The organism is Nonomuraea sp. NPDC049625 (assembly GCF_040675285.1).
Lineage (GTDB): Bacteria > Actinomycetota > Actinomycetes > Streptosporangiales > Streptosporangiaceae > Nonomuraea > Nonomuraea angiospora_A.
Map to the genome: position 1 here is coordinate 146,486 of NZ_JBFAOQ010000013.1, position 20,200 is coordinate 166,685.

Genomic DNA, 20,200 nt, shown 5'->3' on the forward strand with positions numbered 1-20,200 from the left:
CCCCGCCGTCGGAACGGCGAGGCCCTCATCGTTTGCCGGCGTTATTCGGAGACGCCCAGCTTCTCCAGGATCAGCTGGCGGGCGCGGGCCGCGTCGGCCTTGCCCCTGCTCGCCTTCATGACGCCGCCCACCAGGGCGCCGGCTGCGGCGATCTTGCCGGACCTGACCTTCTCGGCCGCGTCGGCGTTGGCGGCCAGCACCTGGTCGATGATGGCCAGCAGCTCGCCCTCGTCGCTGACGATCTGCAGGCCGCGCTTCTCGACCACCTCGTCCGGGGTGCCCTCACCGGCCAGCACGCCTTCGAGCACCTCGCGCGCCAGCTTGTCGTTGAGCGCGCCCGAGGCCACCAGCTCGGTCACCCTGGCGATCTGCGCCGGGGTGATGGGCAGGTCGGCCAGCGCGACGCCGGTCTCGTTGGCGCGCCTGGCCAGCTCGCCCATCCACCACTTGCGCGCGTCCGCCGCCGGGGCGCCCGCCGCGACCGTGGCCTCGACCAGGTCGAACGCGTCGGCGTTGTGCATGGCCTGCATGTCGAGGTCGGACAGCCCCCACTCGGCCTGCAGCCGCTTGCGCCTGACCGACGGCAGCTCGGGCAGGGCCGCCTTCAGCTCCGCCACCCAGGCGGTGTCGGGCGCGATCGGCACCAGGTCGGGCTCGGGGAAGTAGCGGTAGTCCTGCGCCTCCTCCTTGGACCTGCCGGACGTGGTGGTGCCGGTGTCCTCGTGGAAGTGCCGGGTCTCCTGAATGATCTTCCCGCCGTCGGCCAGTACGGCCGCCTGGCGCTCGATCTCGCTCCGCACGGACCGCTCGACGCTGCGCAGCGAGTTGACGTTCTTGGTCTCCGTACGGGTGCCCCACTCGGAGGAGCCGCGCGGCATGAGCGACACGTTGACGTCGCACCGCAGCGAGCCCTCCTCCATGCGCACGTCGGAGACGCCGAGGGAGCGCATGATCTCGCGCAGCTCGGTGACGTACGCCTTGGCCACCTCGGGCGCGAGCCGGTCGGTGCCCGGGATGGGCTTGGTCACGATCTCGACCAGCGGGATGCCGGCGCGGTTGTAGTCGACGATCGAGTAGTCGGCCCCGTGGATGCGCCCGGTCGCGCCACCCACGTGGGTGGACTTGCCGGTGTCCTCCTCCAGGTGCACCCGCTCGATCCCGATCCGCACGATCTGCCCCTCGACCTCGACGTCGAGGTAGCCGTCGAAGCAGAGCGGCTCGTCGTACTGCGAGATCTGGTAGTTCTTCGGCATGTCCGGATAGAAGTAGTTCTTCCGGGCGAAGCGGCACCACTCGGCGATCGAGCAGTTCAGCGCCAGGCCGATGCGGATGGTCGACTCGATGGCCGCGGCGTTGGCCACCGGCAGCGACCCGGGGAGCGCCAGGCAGGTCGGGCAGACCTGCGTGTTGGGCGGGGCGCCGAAGGCGGTCTTGCAGCCGCAGAACATCTTCGACCTGGTGCCCAGCTCGACGTGCGTCTCCAGGCCCAGCACCGGCTCGAACCGGTCGAGCGCTTCGTCATAGACCATGGTCATAGCGACGGGGCCTCCTTCAGCAGCGGGCCGCCCCAGCGGCTCTCCAGGGCCTTCTCGACGGCCGCACCGACGCGGTAGCAGCGGTCGTCGGCCAGGACCGGGGCCATGATCTGCAGGCCGACCGGCAGGTTGTCCTCGTCGGCCAGGCCGACCGGCACCGACATGGCCGCGTTGCCCGCCAGGTTGGACGGGATGGTGCACAGGTCCGCGAGGTACATCGCGATCGGGTCGTCGGCGCGCTCGCCGATCCCGAACGCCGTGGTCGGCGTGGTCGGCGACACCAGCACGTCGACCTGCTGGTAGGCGGCCTCGAACTCGCGGGAGATGACCGTGCGCACCTTCTGCGCCTGGCCGTAGTAGGCGTCGTAGTAGCCGCTCGACAGCGCGTACGTGCCGAGCATGATGCGCCGCTTGACCTCGGCGCCGAACCCGGCGGCCCTGGTCAGCGCCATGACCTCCTCGGCGCTGCGGGTGCCGTCGTCGCCGACGCGCAGGCCGTAGCGCATGGCGTCGAAGCGCGCCAGGTTGGACGAGCACTCCGACGGCGCGATCAGGTAGTAGGCGGGCAGCGCGGTCGTGAACGACGGGCAGGAGACCTCGACGACCTTGGCCCCGAGCGACTCCAGGAGCTGCACGGCCTCGTGGTAGCGGGCCAGCACGCCGGCCTGGTAGCCCTCGCCGGCGAACTCCTTGACGACGCCGATCCGCATGCCGGCGATGTCGGGGTTCTTCGCGGCCTCGACCACGCTCGGCACGGGCGCGTCGATCGAGGTGGAGTCCATCGGGTCGTGCCCGGAGAACGCCTCGTGCAGCAGCGCCGCGTCGAGCACGTTGCGGGCGAACGGGCCCGGCGTGTCGAGCGAGCTGGCGAACGCGATGAGCCCGTAACGGGACGAGCCACCATAGGTGGGCTTCATGCCCACGATGCCGGTCACCGAGGCCGGCTGCCGGATGGAGCCGCCCGTGTCGGTGCCCGTGGACAGCGGCGCCTCGTACGCGGCCACGGCGGCGCTGGAGCCGCCCGACGAGCCGCCGGGCACCTTCGTCAGGTCCCACGGGTTGTGGGTGACCTGGTACGCCGAGTTTTCCGTGGAGGAGCCCATGGCGAACTCGTCCAGGTTGGTCTTGCCCAGGAAGACCAGCCCGGCCTCGCGCAGCCGCGCGGTGACGGTCGCGTCGTACGGCGGGCGCCAGCCCTCGAGGATCTTGGACGCGGCCGTGGTCGGCATGTCGCGCGTGGCGAAGATGTCCTTGTGCGCGATCGGCACGCCGGCCAGCGGGCCGAGCTTCTCGCCCGCCCTCAGCCTGGCGTCGACGGCCCGCGCCTGCTCCAGCGTCGTCTCGCGATCGATGTGGAGGAACGCCTGGACCTTGGGCTCGACCTCGGCCATGCGGTCGAGGTGCGCCTCGGCCACCTCGACGGCCGACACCTCGCCGCCGGCGATCATCGATCCCAGCTCGGCGGCCGTCTTACGGATCAGACTCATGCCTCCTCCCCGAGGATGCGCGGCACCCGGAAGCGGTCGTCCTCGACGGCGGGCGCGCCGGAGAGCGCCTGCTCGGGCGTCAGGCACTGTCGTACCTCGTCGGCACGGAAGACATTGGTCAGCGGAAGCGCGTGCGACGATGGCGGCACGTCCTCGGCGGCGACCTCGGCGACCTTCGCAACCGCTTCGATGATGGCATCGAGCTGGGTGGCGTAGTGGTCGAGTTCGTCGTCGGTGAGCGCCAGCCTGGACAACCGGGCCAGGTGTGCGACCTCGTCGCGGGTTATGGCGGACATGAGTCGTGTAACCCGTTTCGTGGATGGAGTCTTTGGACAATGCCATCCTAGGGGGCTTGACGTGGCAGCCCCGAACCGATTAACCGCCCCGAAACGAACCTCACCCTGCTCCCGCTCGTTATCCGCTTGGGGACAGGGGGTCGGCTGTGGAGCGGAACGGCTGCGGCGCGGGATGCCTGGTGGTGCTCATCGTGCTGACGATGCCCCTGGTGCTCGTCGCCGGAGTACTGCTGGCGGCCGCCACCGTGTCCGCCGCCCGGCTGGAGTACCGCGCCGCGCACGGCGAGGGCACGATGGGCACCTTCACGGCGACCGACCTGGACTGCTCGGGCCGCGGCCCCTGCCGCTGGGAGGGTGTCTTCGAGTCCCCCGCACGGATCCGGCAGGATGCCTGGATCTACGGGTACGAGCCCCTCGACCTGTCCGAGGGCGACCGCGTGCCCGCCCTGGACGCGGGCCACGACGTCAAGGTGTTCCGTCCGGGCTCCTACGACTGGCCCGGCGTGCTGCTGCTGTCGGTCCTCTCGCTCGCCACCCTGCTCCTGCCCGCCTACCTGCTCCGGCGCGTCCTGCGGAAGCGCCCGCCGGGTCAGGCCGATCGGCTGACCTCGGGCTGGTAGCCGTACTCGATCCCGGGCCCAGCGCCGGTGTGCTCCCTGAGCCAGACCGTGGCGTCGGCGGCGGCCATGGGCCGCCCGAACAGCCACCCCTGCCCCATGTCGCACCCCATCTCGTCCAGCCGCATCGCGACCTCGTCCGACTCCACGCCCTCGGCGACCGAGCGCAGGCCGAGCGAGCGGACCAGGTCCACGATCGAGCGGACGATCCGGTAGTCGTCCTCCGACTCGGCGATCCGGCGTACGAACGAGGCGTCGATCTTGACCTCGGACACGGCCAGGCGCTGGAGCCGGATCAGCGACGAGTAGCCCGTGCCGAAGTCGTCGAGCGCCAGCGGCACGCCCAGCGCGGCCAGCGCCTTGATGGTCTCGTGGGTGTAGGCCTGGTCGCCCGTCAGGATGCGCTCGGTCACCTCCAGCTGGATGGCCCCCGGCGGGAGCCCGGAGGCGGCCAGGCCGACCTCCAGTTGCTCCGGCAGGGCCGAGTCGAGCAGGTCACGGGCCGAGATGTTGACGGAGATCTGCACCTGCAGCCCCGTGTGCCACCAGCGGGCCGCCTGCTCCAGCGCCGCCTCGATGACGTACGCCGTGAGGGGCCGCATCAGGTACGACTGCTCCGCCAGCGGCACGAACTCCGACGGCGGGATCATCCCGTGCACCGGATGACGCCACCGCAGCAGCGCCTCGACGCCCTGGACGGCGCCGGTGCCGAGGCTGACCTTGGGCTGGAAGTGCAGCCGCAGCTCGCGGCTGTCGATGGCACGGCGCAGGTCGCCGAGGAGATTGAGGCGTTCGGGAGAGTTGCGGTCCTTGTCGGGCTGGTAGAGCTCGACCCCGGTCCGCCCCTCCTTCGCCAGGTACATGGCCACGTCGGCCCGTTGCAGCAGCAGCTCGAAATCGGGGGCGTGGTCCGGATAGAGCGCGATCCCGACGGAACCGTCCACGTCGAAGGTCATGCCCTCCAGCCGGACCGGCTCGGTCAGCGCCGCCCGCAGCCGGGCCGCGACCTCCCTGGCCGCGTGGGCGTCCCTGATCGAGGGCAGCAGCACGGCGAACTCGTCACCGCCCAGCCGCGCCACGACGTCGCCGGGGCGTACGGAATGGGTGAGCCGGTGAGCCACCGTCTGCAGCAGCCGGTCGCCCACCGGATGCCCCATCGTGTCGTTGACCTCCTTGAACCGGTCGAGGTCGAGGAGGAACAGGCCCACCCGCTCGTCGTGCCGGGCCTCGGCCAGCGCCTCCTCCGTGCTGACGATGAGCATCTTGCGGTTGGGCAGGCCGGTCAGCTCGTCGTGCAGGGCCTGATGGTCACGGCGCATCGAGAGCGTGGCGGTGAAGTAGACGGCGGCCAGCGGGGCGACGAAGAGGGGCACCATGCCGGGCGAGTGCTCCATGGCCACGACGACCAGGGGCGCCAGGCCGAGCAGCCCGACGTACACGAGGCTCTGCGGGACGACCGTGACCCTGAACACCCGCATGATCGAGCGCCGCTCGTGCAACGCGACCGCGCCGCACACGAGAGCCGCCCTGGTCGCGAAGTACGCGACCCCGGCCAGCGCGATCGCCGGCAGGTCCGACCCGTCCGGCACCCACGGCACGGCCGGGCTCGGCGCTATCCCGAACACCCCCATCACCACGGCCGCCGCGGTGAGCGCGAGCGTCGACTGCGCGATGTTGAACATGACCCGATGCCACGCCTTACGCGTCACCACCCCGTTCATGGCGACGGCGACGGCCTGCATGAGCACCGCGACGGGCAGCCCGAAGTGCAGGAGCACGGCGAAGGTGAACATGGTGGAGGGGTACGTGCCACCCACCGAGGCGGCGGACGACACCATCACGGGCCTCAGCTCGCCCAGGATCACCAGCACCGACAGCGCCCAGAACAGCGGCGTGCGGGCGAGCTCCACCAGCCCGACGGCGTCCAGCCTCAGCATGGCCACCACGAGCGCGGTGAAGCCGATCACGGTTACGCCCGCGAGGAACGCCCAGAGCGGCGAGCCGACGCGTGGTCCGGTGTCGCGGGTGTCGGTTGGGTCAGTCATCGGTAACAGAACCCCCATTAGGTCACTATGGGAGGGTACGACCTTCACCCCACTTCGCGAAACCAAGCGCGTACGTTCCGTCACTTCTCCTTTCCGACATATACCCAAAAACCACCCTCGGTAGCAAGCCGCCTACCCTCCCCGCACAACCGACCCTCTCGGCCCCCATCACCGACAGCGGCCCGCCCCGACGCCGCACAGCCCGCCCCACTCCACCCGACGCGCATCCCGCATCGAGCCGGGCACCACATACCAGCGCCACACCCCACGGCGGCCGGGCACCGCACACCAGCGCCGAACTCCACCGCGCCACACCCCGCCGACGCGGCGCCCAAGACCTCGTGGTGCTGCACGCCAAGATGCGACGCGCCAAGGCCACCGCACGCCGCCCAACCCCGCCGACGCGGCGCCGCCCTGCCGCTCCAACCGCCCCCGCGCGCTGGCGTGCCATCCCGGCGACGCGACGCCACCCCCGCCGCTCCCGCGCGCTGCCGTGCCATTCCGGCGACGCGACGCCACCCCCGCCGCCTCACCCGCTCCCGCGCGCTGCCGTGCCATCCCCACACGCGCCACCCACCAAGCGCCCAGCTCGCCGGAGCGCCGCATAGCGCACGCCGCTCGCCCGGCACCGCATCCCGCGAAGCAGCCGGACGCCGCGCACCAGCGCCCGGCCGTCGAGAGGTGCTAAGCCTCCGTGGGCACCGCCGCGGCCGCGGCCGCTTCCGGACCGTCCTTCAGCAGGACCTCGAACCCGGCCCCGTCCAGGATCGGCACCCCGAGGCTCACCGCCTTGTCGTACTTCGACCCCGCGTTCTCCCCCACCACCAGGAACGACGTCTTCTTCGACACCGACCCCGACACCTTCCCGCCCCGGCTGGTGATCGCGTCGGCCGCCGAGTCGCGGGTGTAGCCCTCCAGCGTCCCCGTCACCACGAACGTCAGCCCCTCGAGCGTCTGCGGCCCCTTCTCCGGCGCGGGCTCGTCCTCCATCCGCACCCCCGCGGCCCGCCACCGGTCGATGATCTCCCGGTGCCAGTCGACCGAGAACCACTCCCGGATCGTGGCCGCCACCCGGGGCCCGATGCCCTCGACGGCGGCCAGCTCCTCCTCCGAGGCGTTCATGATGCGGTCGATCGAGCGCATCTCGTCGGCCAGCGCGCGGGCGGTCGGCGGGCCGATGTGCCGGATCGACAGGGCGACCAGCACGTTGGCGAGCGGCGCCTGCTTGGCCTGCTTCAGCTCCTCGATGAGCTGCAGCGCGTTCTGGCTGGCCCCGCCGTCGATGTTGGAGAAGAAGGTGACGACCTTCTCCTCCCCGGTCTTGGGGTCGATCTTGGCCAGACCGGTGTTCTGGTCGCGGACGATCGACTTGATGGGCAGCAGCTGCTCCAGCGTCAGGTCGAACAGGTCGGCCTCGGTGCGCACCACGGGCTCCTGGGGCGGCAGCGGCTGGGTGAGCGCGGTGGCCGCGACGTAGCCGAGCCCGTCGATGTCGAGCGCGCGCCGCCCGCCCGCGAAGAAGATGCGCTCGCGGATCTGGGCGGGGCAGCGGTGGGTGTTGGGGCAGCGCAGGTCGGCGTCGCCCTCCTTCTCGTACGCCAGCTCGGTGCCGCACTCCGGGCAGTGGGTCGGCATGACGAACTCGCGCTCCGACCCGTCGCGCAGCGCCGTCACCGGCCCGACGATCTCGGGGATGACGTCGCCCGCCTTGCGCAACACCACGGTGTCGCCGATGAGCACGCCCTTCTTGACCACGATGGCGGCGTTGTGGAGCGTGGCCCGCTCGACGGTCGAGCCCGACACCGTCACGGGCTCCATCACCGCGTACGGCGTGACCCGCCCCGTGCGGCCCACGCCCACCTCGATGTCGAGCAGCTTGGTGTTGACCTCTTCCGGCGGGTATTTGTACGCCATCGCCCACCGCGGCGCCCGCGACGTGGAGCCCAGCTCCCGCTGCGTGCGGAAGTCGTCGACCTTCACGACCACCCCGTCGATCTCGTACGGAGGATCGTGCCGGTGCACGCGGTAATTCTCGATGAACTCGTTGACCTCGGTGAGCCCCGGCACCACCTGGTAGAGATCGCTGACCGGCAGCCCGAACTCCCGCAGCCGGTCGTACACGTCCGACTGCGCCCGCGGCACGGCCGAGCCCTCCCAGATGCCGATGCCGTGCACGAGCATCCGCAGCGGCCGCTGGGCCGTGACGCGCGGGTCCTTCTGCCGCAGCGTGCCGGCCGCGGAGTTGCGCGGGTTGGCGAACGGCGTCTTGCCCTGCTCAATGAGCTGCTCGTTGAGCTGCTTGAAGTCCTCGACCGGGATGTAGACCTCGCCGCGCACCTCGACCAGGCTGGGGACGTCGTGGCCCGTGAGCCGGTGAGGGACGCCCTTGATCGTGCGGACGTTGGCCGTCACGTCGTCGCCGGTGCGCCCGTCGCCGCGGGTCGCCCCGCGCTCCAGCTTGCCGTCACGGTAGACCAGCGCGATCGCCAGCCCGTCGATCTTGAGCTCGCAGAGGTAGGGCCCCGGATCTCCCTCGGCCAGCCGCTCCGCCCGCTGCATCCAGGCGGCCATGTCGGCTTCGTTGAACGCGTTGTCGAGGCTCTCCATGCGGTTGAGGTGCTGGACCTTGGCGAAGTCGCCCGACACGGGGGCGCCGACCTTCTGTGTCGGCGAGTCGGGGGTCTGGAGCGACGGATGCGACTCCTCCAGCGCGAGCAGCTCCTTGAACCACCCGTCGAACTGGGCGTCGCTGACCGTCGGCTGGTCGAGCACGTAGTAGCGCCAGCGAGCGTCGTCGACCAGCTCGCTCAGCTCGGCATGCCGCTTGAGCGCGGCCACGGGCACGCCCGCCACCTCGGCGCCTGGCTCACTCACCGTCTGCTCCCCTCCCGAACCCGAACCCGAATCCGAACCGTACGTCAACCTGTGCAAACGCTACCGCTGAGCACTGACCTTCAGCGCTCACCCCCGTTGCGACCCGGCCTCCGGGTCCTCCCTGAGCACCTGGGCCGCCTTCCGGCAGGCCGCCAGGGCCGCGCGGGCGTACGCGGGTGACGCCCCGGCCAGCCCGCACGCCGGGGTCAGCACGACCTGCTCGGCCAGCCGGTCGGGCGCGAACCCGAGCCGCCGCCACAGCTCCAGCGCCGGTTTGGCGACCACCCCGACGCCGGGCAGCCGGGGGTCCCGGCCGGGCACGACCCCCAGCAAGAACCGCAGACCCGCCTCGACGGCCTCCCCGACGGAGTCCTCGTCCCTGCGCCGCAGCAGCGCGGCGTCCACCGACACCCCGCGCACCCCGGCCCTGCGCAGCACGTCGAAGGGCACGGACGGCGCGCAGCAGTGCACGATCGGGGCGTCGAAGGAGCGCATCGACTCCTCCACCCGCCACTCCTCGACGGCCGCCAGCCGCCCGAACCCCGACGCCGTCGGCACGGTCCCCGCCAGCACCCCGGGCAGCCCCGGCTCGTCGAGCTGCAGCACGATCTCCGTCACCCCGGGCAGCCGCCGCCGCACGTCGGCGCAGTGGTCGGCGACCCCCTGCGCCAGCGAGTCGGTCAGATCGCGTACGGCCCCGGGGTCGGAGAGCATCTTGTCGCCGTGTTTCAGCTCGATCGACCCGGCCAGCGTCCACGGGCCGCAGACCTGCAGCTTGAGCGGCCCGGAGTAGTCGTGGCCGACCTCCTCCAGCCCGTCGAGATCCCGCCGCAGATGATCGACGGCCCGCTGATGGTCGCGCCCCGGCCGATCGGCCAGCCGCCACCCGGAGGGCTGCACCTCGACGGGCAGCTCGACGAGCAGCCCGGCCGTCCTGCCGATCATGTCGGCGCCGACGCCCCTGGCTGGCAGCTCGGGCAGGTACGGCAGTCCGGGCACCTCACCGAACACGACCCTGATCGCCTCGAGATGGTCCTCGCCCGGGTGCGAGCCGACTCCGGTGGCTTCCCACGTTGACATGGGGACAAGCGTAGGCTCTGCGGAATGGAGCTGACGAAACACGAGCACGCCTGTGTACGCGTGGAGAAGAACGGCAAGGTCCTGATCATCGACCCCGGGACGTTCAGCAAGGGACCCGTGCTCGACGGGGCCGACGCGGTCCTGATCACCCACGAGCACTGGGACCATGTGGACGTCGACAAGTTGAAGGCCGCGCCGCCCGCCCTGGAGATCTACACCTGCGAGGGCGTCGCCGCGGATCTGACGGACGTTCCGCAGAAGGTCCAGGTGGTACGGCACGGCGACGCGTTCGAGGCGGCCGGTTTCCGCGTGCGGGCGTTCGGCGAGTGGCACGCCAAGAACCACCCCGACGTGCCCGTCGTCCAGAATGTCGGGTTCCTCGTGGACGACGAGATCTTCTACCCGGGTGACGCCTTGACGGTCCCGGGAGTGGACGTGCCCACCTTGCTGGTCCCGACCGGCGGACCCTGGCTGAAGCTCGGGGACATGATCGGATATCTCCGCGAGATCCGCCCGGCAAGGGCGTTCTCCACCCATGACGGCCTGTACAACGACATCGGCTTCGGCCTGGTGGACAACTGGCTGAAGATGGAGTCGGAGCACCAGAGCGCCGACATCCGCCGCCTGGCGGTCGGCGAGTCGGTGACGCTCAGCTAGCGGCGACGATCGTCGCCGAGCCGATCACGGTCTCGCCGGAGTAGAGCACGGCCGCCTGGCCCGCCGCCACCCCGGTGGCCGGGCGGTCGAGATCGATGCGGACGCCGCCACCGACCTCCTCGAAACGGCACCCGTAGACCTCTCCGTGCGCCCGCAGCTGCACGGTCAGGTCCTCGAACGTGGACGGGCCGTTCCACACCGGGCTCCCGCACGTGATCGAGGTGACCTCGAGCGCGGCACGCGGGCCGACCGTGACGGTGTTGGACACCGGCTCGATCGACAGCACGTAGCGGGGCCGGCCGTCGGCCGCAGGGCGGTCGATGTGCAGGCCCTTGCGCTGCCCGATCGTGAAGCCGTGGGCGCCCTGGTGGCTGCCGACGACCTCACCGCTCTGGTCGACGATGGGGCCCTCGGCCGAGCCGAGGCGCTCGGCCAGGAAGCCGCGGGTGTCGCCGTCGGCGATGAAGCAGATGTCGTGGCTGTCGGGCTTGTCGGCGACGGTCAGGCCGCGCCTGGCGGCCTCCTCGCGCACCTGGGCCTTGGTCGAGTCGCCCAGCGGGAAGATCGCGTGGCTGAGCTGCTCGCGGGTGAGCACCCCGAGCACGTACGACTGGTCCTTGCCCTGGTCGGGGCTCCTGGACAGCACGCCGTCGACCAGCTTGGCGTGGTGGCCGGTGGCGACCGCGTCGAAGCCCAGCGCCAGCGCCCGGTCGAGCACCGCCGAGAACTTGATCTTCTCGTTGCACCGCAGGCACGGGTTGGGCGTGCGGCCCGCGGCGTACTCGGACACGAAGTCCTCGACCACGTCGCGTTGGAAGCGCTCGGCCATGTCCCAGATGTAGAAGGGGATGCCGATCACGTCGGCGGCGCGTCGCGCGTCGCGCGAGTCCTCGATCGTGCAGCAGCCCCGCGCACCCGTGCGGTGGGATTGGGGGTTGGCCGACAGAGCGAGGTGCACACCAGTGACGTCGTGACCGGCCTCGGCGATCCGAGCGGCGGCCACGGCGGAGTCGACGCCGCCCGACATGGCGGCAAGCACACGCAGTCCCATGACCGTTCCAGCGTACTGTCCGCGCGGGAGTGCGCGACCATGGGCGGGGTCTGCGAGTATTCAGGCCATGCGACTGTTCGGGCGCAAGGGCGCAGAGGAAGAGACCGGCGACGGGATCGCCGAGTTCTGGGCGTGGTGGCAGGAGTCCAGGCCGGGGCTCGACTCCCTGGTCGCGAACGGCGACGTCGAAGGGCTTGAGGAGCGGCTGGCCCCGGCGGTCGCCGCCATCCACCCGGGCCTGGTCTGGGAGGTGGCTCCGGGCAAGGAGGCCGCACACGCCCTGGTGGTGACCGCGGCCGGCGACCCCGAGCTGCGCTCGCTCGCGCACCGCTGGGCCAAGGCGGCGCCGCCGTCCGACATGCTGTGGGAGTACCACCCGTCGCGGCAGGCCAATCCGCAGGCCATGGAGCTGACGCTGGACGTCGGCGGCTTCGAGTTCGCGCTCGACAAGCTGATGCTGGGGCTGCGGGTGCCGAGGGACCAGCCGCGGGTCGACGTGTCCGCGTACCACCCGATCTTCGGCGAGCTGGACGAGGACACCAGGATGGAGGCCACCCTGCTGGCCCTCGACTGGCTGCTCGGCGAGGACGACGTGGCCCGCTGGGTCGGGGAGATCACGCCGGCCACGTTCCAGCCGATCGACTCCGTGCCCGCCGTTCACCTGCCCGCCGTGGTCGCCGACGTGGCCTCGGGCTACACCGAGGAGGAGTGGGTGCTGCTCGAAGGGCAGACCGGCAGCGGCGCGCCGCTGGTGGCCACGGCCCGCCACCCGCTGCGGCCGGTGGACTATCCGCTGTTCGACCAGCACATCGCGATCACGCTGCCGTACACCCACCGCGACGAGAACGGCCTGCCGGTCGGCGACTCGCTGACGGCGCTGCGCGACTTCGAGGAGCGACTGGCCGCGCGGCTGCTCAAGCTGCGCGACGACGCGGTGCTGGCGGCGCACATGAGCGCCGAGGGGCATCGGATCATCCACGTGTACGCCGACCCGACCGGCGACGCGGCGATCCACGCGAAGGAGCTGATCGTGAGCTGGGAGGAGGGCGAGCCCCGGGTGGACGTGGCCGCCGATCCGTCCTGGTCCGCCGTGGTGTCCTTCCTGACCTGAGCCCCCGGCTGCCCGGGTCTCAGCTGAGGCCGGCTCGGCGGGCGCGTTCGACGGCGGCGGGGAGCACCTCGATCAGGCGGTCGACGTCGTCGCGGGTCGAGGTGTGGCCCAGCGTGAACCTGAGCGAGCCCCGCGCCGCCGCCGACTCCGCCCCCATGGCCAGCAGCACATGGGACGGCTGCGCCACGCCCGCCGAACACGCCGAGCCCGTCGAGCACTCCACGCCCTTGGCGTCGAGCAGCATGAGCAGCGCGTCTCCCTCGCAGCCGGGGAAGGAGAAGTGGGCGTTGCCGGGCAACCGGTCGGCGGGGTCGCCGTTGAGCACCACGTCGGGGACGGCCTGGCGTACGCGCTGGATGAGCTCGTCGCGCAGCGACGTCAGGCGGCGGGCCAGGGCCTCCTGCTCCTTGACGGCGGCGCTGACGGCGGCGGCCAGCCCGGCGATGGCGGGCGCGTCGAGCGTGCCCGAGCGCACGTCGCGCTCCTGGCCTCCGCCGTGCTGGACGGAGACCGGCGTCAGCCCTCTGGCCAGCAGCAGCGCACCGGCCCCCATCGGGCCGCCGACCTTGTGGCCGGTCAGCGTGAGCGCGTCGACCCCCGAGGCCGAGAACGACACGGGCAACTGCCCCACCGCCTGAACCGCGTCGGTGTGGAACGGGATGCCGTGGTCATGGGCGATGGCCGCCAGCACGTGGACGGGCTGGACCGTGCCGACCTCGTTGTTGGCCCACATGACGCTGATCATGGCCACGTCGCCGGGGTCGCGCTCGATGGCCTCGCGCAGCGTCTCGGGGTGGACCCGGCCGTACGCGTCCACGCCGAGCAGCTCGACCTCGGCGCCCTGACTGTCGGCCAGCCAGTGGGCGGGGTCGAGCGCGGCGTGGTGCTCCACCGAGCTGATCAGCACGCGCCGCCTCGGACGGCGCGACCAGTAAAGGCCCTTGATCGCGAGGTTGTCGGCCTCGGTGCCGCCCGAGGTGAACACGACCTCGCTGGGCCGGGCGCCGAGCGCGTCGGCGATCGCCTCGCGCGCCTCCTCGACCACCCTGCGCGTCCGGCGGCCCGCGGCGTGCAGCGAGGAGGCGTTGCCGACGCATTTGAGCTGCTCCGTCATGGCCTCGATCGCCTCGGGCAGCATGGGTGTGGTAGCCGCATGATCAAGATAGGCCGACGGTCTGGTCACCCGATCAGGGTATCTCGTTTGCTACTGTACCGTCCGGACGGTACAGTAGAGCCCATGCGAAGGGACGAGCTTTTGGACGCGGCAGAGGACCTGCTCTGCGATCAGGGCTCGTCCGCACTCACCCTGGCCGCCGTGGCGGACCGGGCAGGCGTCAGCAAGGGCGGCCTCCTCTATCACTACGGCACCAAAGAAGCCCTGATCAAGGGCATGGTGGAGCGTCTGATCGAGGACTTCGACCAGCTCATGGTCGCACAGCCCGGGGAGACCTACACCGAGCGCTACCTGCACGCCACGCTGGCCGCCGTCCGCTCCGGACGGCTGCGACGATGGGCCGTGGTCACGGGCGCCTCGGGCAACCTCTTCCTGCTCGCGCCGCTACGCGAGGCGATGGCCCGCTGGCATCGCGAGGGGTTGGGCGAGGAGCCGGATCCGCGGACGTCGCAGATCGTACGACTGGCGTGTGAAGGGCTCTGGGACGTGGCCAGCCACGACCCGGAGCTGAACACCGAGGACGATCTCCAAGCGCTCGAGACCCGGATGAAAGCGCTGCTCAAACCCCCTTCCTGAGCCCCTGACCCGCCCGCCTCCCCACCGTGGGGACGCGGGCCCGTCGATGTCCTCGGACGACAGCCGGTACGGCGCCGGCCCGACTGGCGCGCGGCCTTCCCTCAAGGCGGAGGCCACGATCGAGCCGGCGCCCGGACCGCGTCCCAGACACGGGCCGCCGCTCGCCCGGACACCCGTCGCGACCACTCGACCTGGGTGCTCGGCCAGTGACTGTGCTCGGTGCTCAGTACGAGCGGGCAGGCGGAACCCCTCGGGCCACAACCGTCCAGCCGAACCCCTCCGAACCCCTCCCCCACCCCGGCACGAGCTCGCCCGGATGCCGCGGGGCGGGCGGGTCCCGAGACCTAAATATGGCGAAATAGTGCGAATTCTTGTGAGGTGTTAAACGATGACCCGTTCCCTGAGGAGTGCCCGTTACGGGGCGGTTCTGACGTTTGTGCTGGGCGGACTGATGGTCGGCACCATGACGGTGCGCATCCCGGCGCTGACCGACAAGCTTGGCCTGTCCGAGTCGACGGTCGGCGCCGTCCTCCTCGTGTGGGGCCTGGGCGCGCTGGTGACGATGCAGTCCATGCGCCGGATCATGGCCCGGGCGGGTAGCCGGGCGGTGCTGCGGATCGGCGGGCCGCTCACCGCGCTGGGACTCGTGGCCGTGGCGTTCGCCCCGAACCTCCCGTTGCTCATGGTGGCCGTGGCGCTCTTCGGCATGGCGTTCGGCACCGTGGACGTGGCCATGAACGCCCAGGGCTCCACGGTCGAGCAGGCGTACGGACGGCCGCTGATGAACGGCATGCACGCGGGCTGGTGCGTGGGCGCCATCTCGGCGGGCGCGCTGGGCAGCGTGGCGATCGCCGTGGGGCTGCCGTTCACCGCCAACGTCGCGCTGATCGGCCTGATCTCGCTGCCCGTCATGGTCATGATCGGCCGTACGTACCTGCCCGAGCCGCCGGCGGCCGAGACCGCGACGGCGGCCCGCCGGCGCATGCCGCCGATCGTCTACCTGCTGGGCGCGATCATGTTCTTCGCGTTCATGGTCGAGGGCACGGTCGCCGACTGGAACGGCCTCTACATGCGGAACGAGCTGGGCGCCCCCGAGGCGCTGGCCGCCCTCGGCTACCCGGTGTTCGAGCTGGGCATGCTGATCGCCAGGCTCACCGGGGACCGGCTGCGGACCAGGTTCGGCGTGCGGGGCATGCTGACCGTCTCCGGGGTGGCGACGGCCGGGTTCTTCGCGGTGGTGCTGATGGCGCCGGCGGCGCTGGTGGCGGTGTTCGCGATGTTCTTCGTCGGGCTCGGCGTGGCGACGATCTCGCCGCTGACCCTGTCGCTGGCGGGCACCGCGACCGACTCCCCAGGACCGGCGATCGCCCAGGCGGGCGCCATGGGGTATGCCGGCCTGCTGCTCGGGCCCGTCGTGATCGGCTTCATCTCGGACGCCACGACGCTGCGTACCGCGCTCGGCATCGGGGTCGTCCTGGGCGTGCTGATCGCCGCCGCCTCCCGCCTCCTCCCCCGTAGCGAGCCGTCGGCGATCACCCCGGCGGTCACCCCGGCCGACCGTGAGACCGTCGAGGTCGCGGCCTGAACATTTGTGCCGGCTCACTCTGTACGCCGCCGTCGCCGCCCAGGCGTACGAAGCCCGCATGACGTCCTAAGAGTTCTCTGTGGATCGGCGGCCGGCGGCGCCCCCACCGCCCACGTGGGGGCGCCCGGCTCACAGACAACTCACAGACTCCTCAGAACTCCCCCAACCGCCGCCCCCACGCTGGACCCATGATCCAGCTCGACGGACTGACCAAACGCTACGGCGACGTGCTCGCCGTGGACGATCTCACCTTCACGGTGCGCCCGGGGCAAGTCACCGGCTTCCTGGGCCCGAACGGCGCGGGCAAGACCACCACGATGCGCATGATCCTCGGCCTCGACCTGCCCACCTCCGGCACCGCCACGATCAACGGCCGTGCCCACCACGAGCTCCGCCACCCGCTGCGCGAGGTCGGCTCGATGCTGGAGGCGCAGGCCGTGCACCCGAGGCGCAGCGCGTACAAACACCTGCTCTACCTCGCCCAGACGAACGCCATCCCCGACGTCCGCGTCGCCGAGGTGCTGGACCTGGTCGGGCTCACGGCGGTGGCGGGCAGGAAGGCGGGCGAGTTCTCGCTGGGCATGGGACAGCGGCTGGGCATCGCCGCTGCGCTGCTCGGGGATCCGCCGGTGCTCATGCTCGACGAGCCCGTCAACGGCCTGGACCCCGAAGGCGTCCTGTGGATCCGCACGCTCATCCGCGGGCTGGCCGCGGAAGGGCGCACGGTGCTGGTGTCCAGCCACCTGATGAGCGAGATGGCGCTGACCGCGGACCGCCTCGTGGTGATCGGCAAGGGCCGGCTCATCGCGGAGGGGGAGATCGACGACTTCACCGAGGGCGGGGCGGCGGTGTTCGTACGCACGCCCGACGCCGCCTCCTTCGCCCGGCGCCTGGAGCTGTCCGGCGCCCACGTCCGGCCCGGCGGCGCCGACGAGCTGCTGGTCACCGGCATGACGGCACCCGACGTCGGGCGGCTGGCGGCGGCCGAGGGCGTGCCGCTGTTCGAGCTGGCCCCCCGCCGCGCGTCACTGGAGGAGACGTTCATGGAGCTCACCCGGGAGAGCGTCGAGTACGGGGCGGCACGATGATCGACGCGGGGGTGCTGAAAGCGGAGTGGACCAAGTTCAGCAGCATCAGGTCCACCATGGTGCTGTCGGTGGCCACCGCCGCCGTCGCGGGGCTGCTGGGGTGGCTGTTCAGCACCACGGCCGCCAAGGAGTACGCCACGGCCACGGCGCAGGAGCGGCTCGACTTCCAGCCGCTGGACCTGGGCATGCGCGGCGTGTTCATCGTGCAGCTGCTGGTGGCGGCGCTGGGCGTGCTGGTGGCCTCCTCCGAGTACGGCTCCGGCACGATGCGGGCCAGCCTGGCCGCCGTGAGCAGTCGCGGCCGGCTGCTGGCGGCCAAGTGCGGGATCACCGTGCTGACCGCGCTGCCGGTGAGCGTGGCCGCGGTGTGGCTGATGTTCACGACGAGCCAGCTGACGCTGTCCGCGGGCGGCGCCCCGTCCGTCCTGCCGGGCGATCCTGTCGCGCTGCGGCTGCTGCTGTTCGGACCGCTCGTACTGACACTCCTCGCGCTGTTCGGCCTGGCGCTGGGCGTCCTGCTGCGCGGCACGGCCCCCGCCGCGAACGTCAGCACCGCCTTCCTCCTGCTCCCCGTCATGGCCGGGGCCTCGCCCGGCTTCCTGCGCGATCTCATCGGCGTCTACTGGCCGAGCATGGCCGCCCTCCAGGCCGTCTCCGGGAAATCCGAGCTGCCGGGGGCGCTGGGGTTCGGGCTGCTGGTCGGGTTCGTGGCGGTCATGCTGGTCGCCGCGTACGTCCAGCTCAAGAATCGCGACGCCTGACTACGCTGGACCGGGGAGGTGCCTCTCGTGGGGAAACGGCTGCTCGTGGTCGACGACGAGCCCACCGTCAAGGAGCTGCTCTCCGCGACGCTGCGGTTCGCCGGCTTCACGGTGAGCTCGGCTGAGAACGGCGCGCAGGCGCTGGAGGCGGCCCGGCTCGACCCGCCGGACCTGGTCCTGCTCGATGTCATGCTGCCCGATCTCGATGGGTTCGAGGTGATCCGCCGGCTGCGGAGCCTGCCCAGGGGCGGCGGGCGGCCCGGTCCGGTGCCCGTGCTGTTCCTCACGGCGCGGGACGCCACGGCCGACAAGATCAACGGGCTGCGGCTGGGCGGCGACGACTACGTGACCAAGCCGTTCGACCTGGAGGAGCTGCTGGCCCGCATCAGGGCCATCCTCCGCCGCACGGGCGCGGCCCCCGACGATTCCACGCTGGTGGTCGGGGACCTCGAGGTCGATCCCGACGGCCACCAGGTCACCAGGGCAGGACGTCCGGTACGGCTGTCGCCCACGGAGTTCCGCCTCCTGCTCCACCTGGTGCTCAACGCCGGGCGGGTGCTGCCCAAGACCCAGATCCTGGAGCACGTGTGGCGCTACGACTTCGCCGGCGACACGAGCATCGTGGACACGTACGTGAGCTACCTGCGGCGCAAGCTCGACGCCGGCGAACCCAAGCTGATCCACACCGTCCACGGCGTCGGCTACGTGCTGCGCAAGCCCAAGCGATGATCGGCCGGCTGTCGCTCGCCGCCCGGCTGCTGGCCATCGCGGTCGCGCTGCTGGTGGTCGGCCTGGTGGTGATCAGCTCGGTGGTGCTGCGTCAGCTCGAGACCCAGCTCATGACGCGCGTCGACGCCCAGTTGGAGCCGATGGGCAAGGCGGCGTCCGCGATCCCGCCGGACCTGGTCGTGAAGCTGGCGAGCAGCCCGCTCCCGGCCGGGCCGTTCGACCTGATGGGGAAGGGGTTCGTGGCCTACCTGGCGGCGGACGGGTCCGTTCTCCGCGAGCTCGGTGACCTCGCCGGGCCCGCGCTGCCCCGGCTCGACAGCGCCGCGGTGGCGGCCCGCGCCGGGCAGCCGTTCACGGTGAACGGCACGGACGGCGACGAGTGGCGGGCGGTGGCGCTGCCCCGCGCCGGCACGAACGGCCCGCGCTCCGGCTCCGGCCCCGGCTCCGACTCCGGCTCTGGCTCTGGCTCTGGCTCTGGCTCTGGCTCTGGCGGCACGAGTCTCGGTCCGGCCGATCACACCGCGGTGGTGGCGGCGGTCTCGCTCGCCGAGCTGCACACCACGGTCGACCGCCTCCGGGCGGCCTGCCTCCTCACGGGCGCCGTCCTGCTCGGCGTGCTCGCGCTCGTCGGCGGGGTCGCCATCAGGGCCGGGCTGGCTCCGCTGCGGCGGGTGGAGGAGACGGCGGCGGCCATCGCGGACGGCGACCTGACCAGGCGCGTACCCGAGCCGGCCGGCCTCTCCACCGAGGTGGGCCGGCTGGCCCGCTCGCTCAACAAGATGCTGGCCCAGATCGAGCAGGGCGTCGCGGCGAAGGTGGAGTCGGAGGCCAGGATGCGCAGGTTCGTGGCGGATGTCAGCCACGAGCTGCGCACCCCGCTGTTCGGCATCAAGGGCTTCTCGGAGCTCTACCGCATGGGCGGCACCGAGGCGGGACCCGCGCTGGCCCGCATCGAGAGCGAGTCGGGCCGCCTGGCCCGGCTGGTGGAGGACCTGCTGCTGCTCGCCGGCCTCGACGAGAGCGACGGGCCGGGGCTCGACCTCACCCCCATGGACCTCCGTACGCTGGCCGCCGACGCCCGTCACGACTTCGCCGCGCTCGACCCGTCCAGGCCCGTCGCCTTCACCGGCCCGTCCGGCGGCCCGGCGGCGTCCGCGCCCGTGCTGGGGGACGAGGCCCGCCTGCGACAGGTCGTCAGCAACCTCGTCGGCAACGCCATCACCCACACACCCGCCGGCACCCCGGTACGGATCGGCGTCGGGACGGACGACGGGGAGTCGGTCCTGGTCATCGAGGACGAGGGGCCCGGGCTGAGCCCTGAGGAGGAGGCCCGCGTCTTCGACCGCTTCTACCGCGCGGACGCCTCCCGCGCCCGCGCGACGGGGGGCGCGGGACTCGGACTGGCGATCGTCCGCTCCATCGTCACGGCCCACGGGGGCCGGGTGGAGCTCCGCTCCTCGCCGGGCAGGGGCGCGGCCTTCCAAGTACGCCTCCCGGTCGCCGACCCGCGCTGACGCCGGCGCGCGTCACCATG

The 20,200-nt window shown here is 71.8% G+C and carries 17 protein-coding genes; 9 read left to right on the top strand and 8 right to left on the bottom strand.

Going from position 1 to position 20,200, the window contains the following annotated elements; translation table 11 throughout:
- Positions 1–41: 41 nt before the first annotated feature.
- From gatB to gatC, 3 genes are read right to left on the bottom strand one after another with little or no spacing between them, the layout of a single operon-like run.
- Positions 42–1,529: an Asp-tRNA(Asn)/Glu-tRNA(Gln) amidotransferase subunit GatB gene (gene gatB / locus AB0J87_RS43070; RefSeq protein ID WP_363976701.1), complete on the bottom strand. Its 1,488-nt coding sequence runs from the start codon at positions 1,527–1,529 to the stop codon at positions 42–44.
- Positions 1,530–1,531: 2 nt separating this feature from the next.
- Positions 1,532–3,022, bottom strand: coding sequence for an Asp-tRNA(Asn)/Glu-tRNA(Gln) amidotransferase subunit GatA (gene gatA, locus AB0J87_RS43075; RefSeq protein WP_350729582.1), 1,491 nt, complete (start codon positions 3,020–3,022; stop codon positions 1,532–1,534).
- Positions 3,019–3,318, bottom strand: coding sequence for an Asp-tRNA(Asn)/Glu-tRNA(Gln) amidotransferase subunit GatC (gene gatC / locus AB0J87_RS43080; protein ID WP_185068184.1), 300 nt, complete (start codon positions 3,316–3,318; stop codon positions 3,019–3,021). The genes gatA and gatC overlap by 4 nt, the downstream gene beginning before the upstream one ends.
- A 146-nt stretch (positions 3,319–3,464) precedes the next feature.
- Here gatC and AB0J87_RS43085 point away from each other — a divergent pair, with 146 nt between their 5' ends.
- The gene (locus AB0J87_RS43085; RefSeq protein ID WP_363976220.1) at positions 3,465–3,938 is read left to right on the top strand and encodes a hypothetical protein; all 474 of its coding nucleotides are present in this window, start codon (positions 3,465–3,467) and stop codon (positions 3,936–3,938) included.
- On the opposite strand, the gene AB0J87_RS43090 is transcribed toward AB0J87_RS43085, so the two are convergent.
- The 3 genes from AB0J87_RS43090 to AB0J87_RS43100 all read right to left on the bottom strand — a co-directional run bounded on the left by AB0J87_RS43090 (position 3,908) and on the right by AB0J87_RS43100 (position 9,934).
- Positions 3,908–5,980, bottom strand: coding sequence for an EAL domain-containing protein (locus tag AB0J87_RS43090; protein WP_363976223.1), 2,073 nt, complete (start codon positions 5,978–5,980; stop codon positions 3,908–3,910). The genes AB0J87_RS43085 and AB0J87_RS43090 overlap by 31 nt on opposite strands.
- A gap of 684 nt (positions 5,981–6,664) precedes the next feature.
- The gene (ligA, locus tag AB0J87_RS43095; protein WP_363976226.1) at positions 6,665–8,854 is read right to left on the bottom strand and encodes an NAD-dependent DNA ligase LigA; all 2,190 of its coding nucleotides are present in this window, start codon (positions 8,852–8,854) and stop codon (positions 6,665–6,667) included.
- Between the two features lie 87 nt (positions 8,855–8,941).
- Positions 8,942–9,934 (bottom strand): methionine synthase, encoded by a 993-nt coding sequence (locus AB0J87_RS43100; protein ID WP_363976228.1) that lies wholly within the window; start codon positions 9,932–9,934, stop codon positions 8,942–8,944.
- Positions 9,935–9,958: 24 nt separating this feature from the next.
- On the opposite strand from AB0J87_RS43100, the gene AB0J87_RS43105 reads away from it, so the two are divergent.
- On the top strand, positions 9,959–10,591 hold the full coding sequence (locus AB0J87_RS43105; RefSeq protein ID WP_355205476.1) for an MBL fold metallo-hydrolase: 633 nt from the start codon (positions 9,959–9,961) through the stop codon (positions 10,589–10,591).
- Here the strand turns inward: AB0J87_RS43105 and mnmA are convergent.
- Complete coding sequence (mnmA, locus tag AB0J87_RS43110; protein WP_363976231.1) at positions 10,584–11,642, bottom strand: tRNA 2-thiouridine(34) synthase MnmA; 1,059 nt, start codon at positions 11,640–11,642, stop codon at positions 10,584–10,586. The two genes, AB0J87_RS43105 and mnmA, sit on opposite strands and share 8 nt — an antisense overlap.
- Before the next feature lie 67 nt (positions 11,643–11,709).
- Here mnmA and AB0J87_RS43115 point away from each other — a divergent pair, with 67 nt between their 5' ends.
- Positions 11,710–12,753, top strand: coding sequence for a DUF695 domain-containing protein (locus AB0J87_RS43115; protein ID WP_363976234.1), 1,044 nt, complete (start codon positions 11,710–11,712; stop codon positions 12,751–12,753).
- A gap of 19 nt (positions 12,754–12,772) precedes the next feature.
- Here the strand turns inward: AB0J87_RS43115 and AB0J87_RS43120 are convergent, their stop codons facing one another.
- Positions 12,773–13,936: a cysteine desulfurase family protein gene (locus AB0J87_RS43120; RefSeq protein ID WP_363976237.1), complete on the bottom strand. Its 1,164-nt coding sequence runs from the start codon at positions 13,934–13,936 to the stop codon at positions 12,773–12,775.
- A gap of 54 nt (positions 13,937–13,990) precedes the next feature.
- Here AB0J87_RS43120 and AB0J87_RS43125 point away from each other — a divergent pair, with 54 nt between their 5' ends.
- The 6 genes from AB0J87_RS43125 (at position 13,991) to AB0J87_RS43150 (ending at position 20,180) form a co-directional block, all read left to right on the top strand.
- Entirely contained in the window at positions 13,991–14,503 is a 513-nt protein-coding gene (locus AB0J87_RS43125) for a TetR/AcrR family transcriptional regulator (protein ID WP_363976240.1), read from the top strand.
- A gap of 388 nt (positions 14,504–14,891) precedes the next feature.
- Positions 14,892–16,088: an MFS transporter gene (locus AB0J87_RS43130; RefSeq protein WP_363976243.1), complete on the top strand. Its 1,197-nt coding sequence runs from the start codon at positions 14,892–14,894 to the stop codon at positions 16,086–16,088.
- 188 nt (positions 16,089–16,276) lie between these two features.
- Positions 16,277–17,176 carry an ABC transporter ATP-binding protein gene (locus AB0J87_RS43135; protein WP_363976246.1) on the top strand — a complete coding sequence of 300 codons (900 nt, stop codon included), beginning with the start codon at positions 16,277–16,279 and terminating at the stop codon, positions 17,174–17,176.
- Complete coding sequence (locus AB0J87_RS43140; protein ID WP_363976249.1) at positions 17,173–17,937, top strand: hypothetical protein; 765 nt, start codon at positions 17,173–17,175, stop codon at positions 17,935–17,937. Before AB0J87_RS43135 ends, AB0J87_RS43140 begins: the two co-directional genes overlap by 4 nt.
- 27 nt (positions 17,938–17,964) lie before the next feature.
- Complete coding sequence (locus tag AB0J87_RS43145; protein WP_363976252.1) at positions 17,965–18,666, top strand: response regulator transcription factor; 702 nt, start codon at positions 17,965–17,967, stop codon at positions 18,664–18,666.
- Positions 18,663–20,180 carry a HAMP domain-containing sensor histidine kinase gene (locus AB0J87_RS43150; RefSeq protein WP_363976259.1) on the top strand — a complete coding sequence of 506 codons (1,518 nt, stop codon included), beginning with the start codon at positions 18,663–18,665 and terminating at the stop codon, positions 20,178–20,180. Before AB0J87_RS43145 ends, AB0J87_RS43150 begins: the two co-directional genes overlap by 4 nt.
- Positions 20,181–20,200 lie beyond the last annotated feature (20 nt).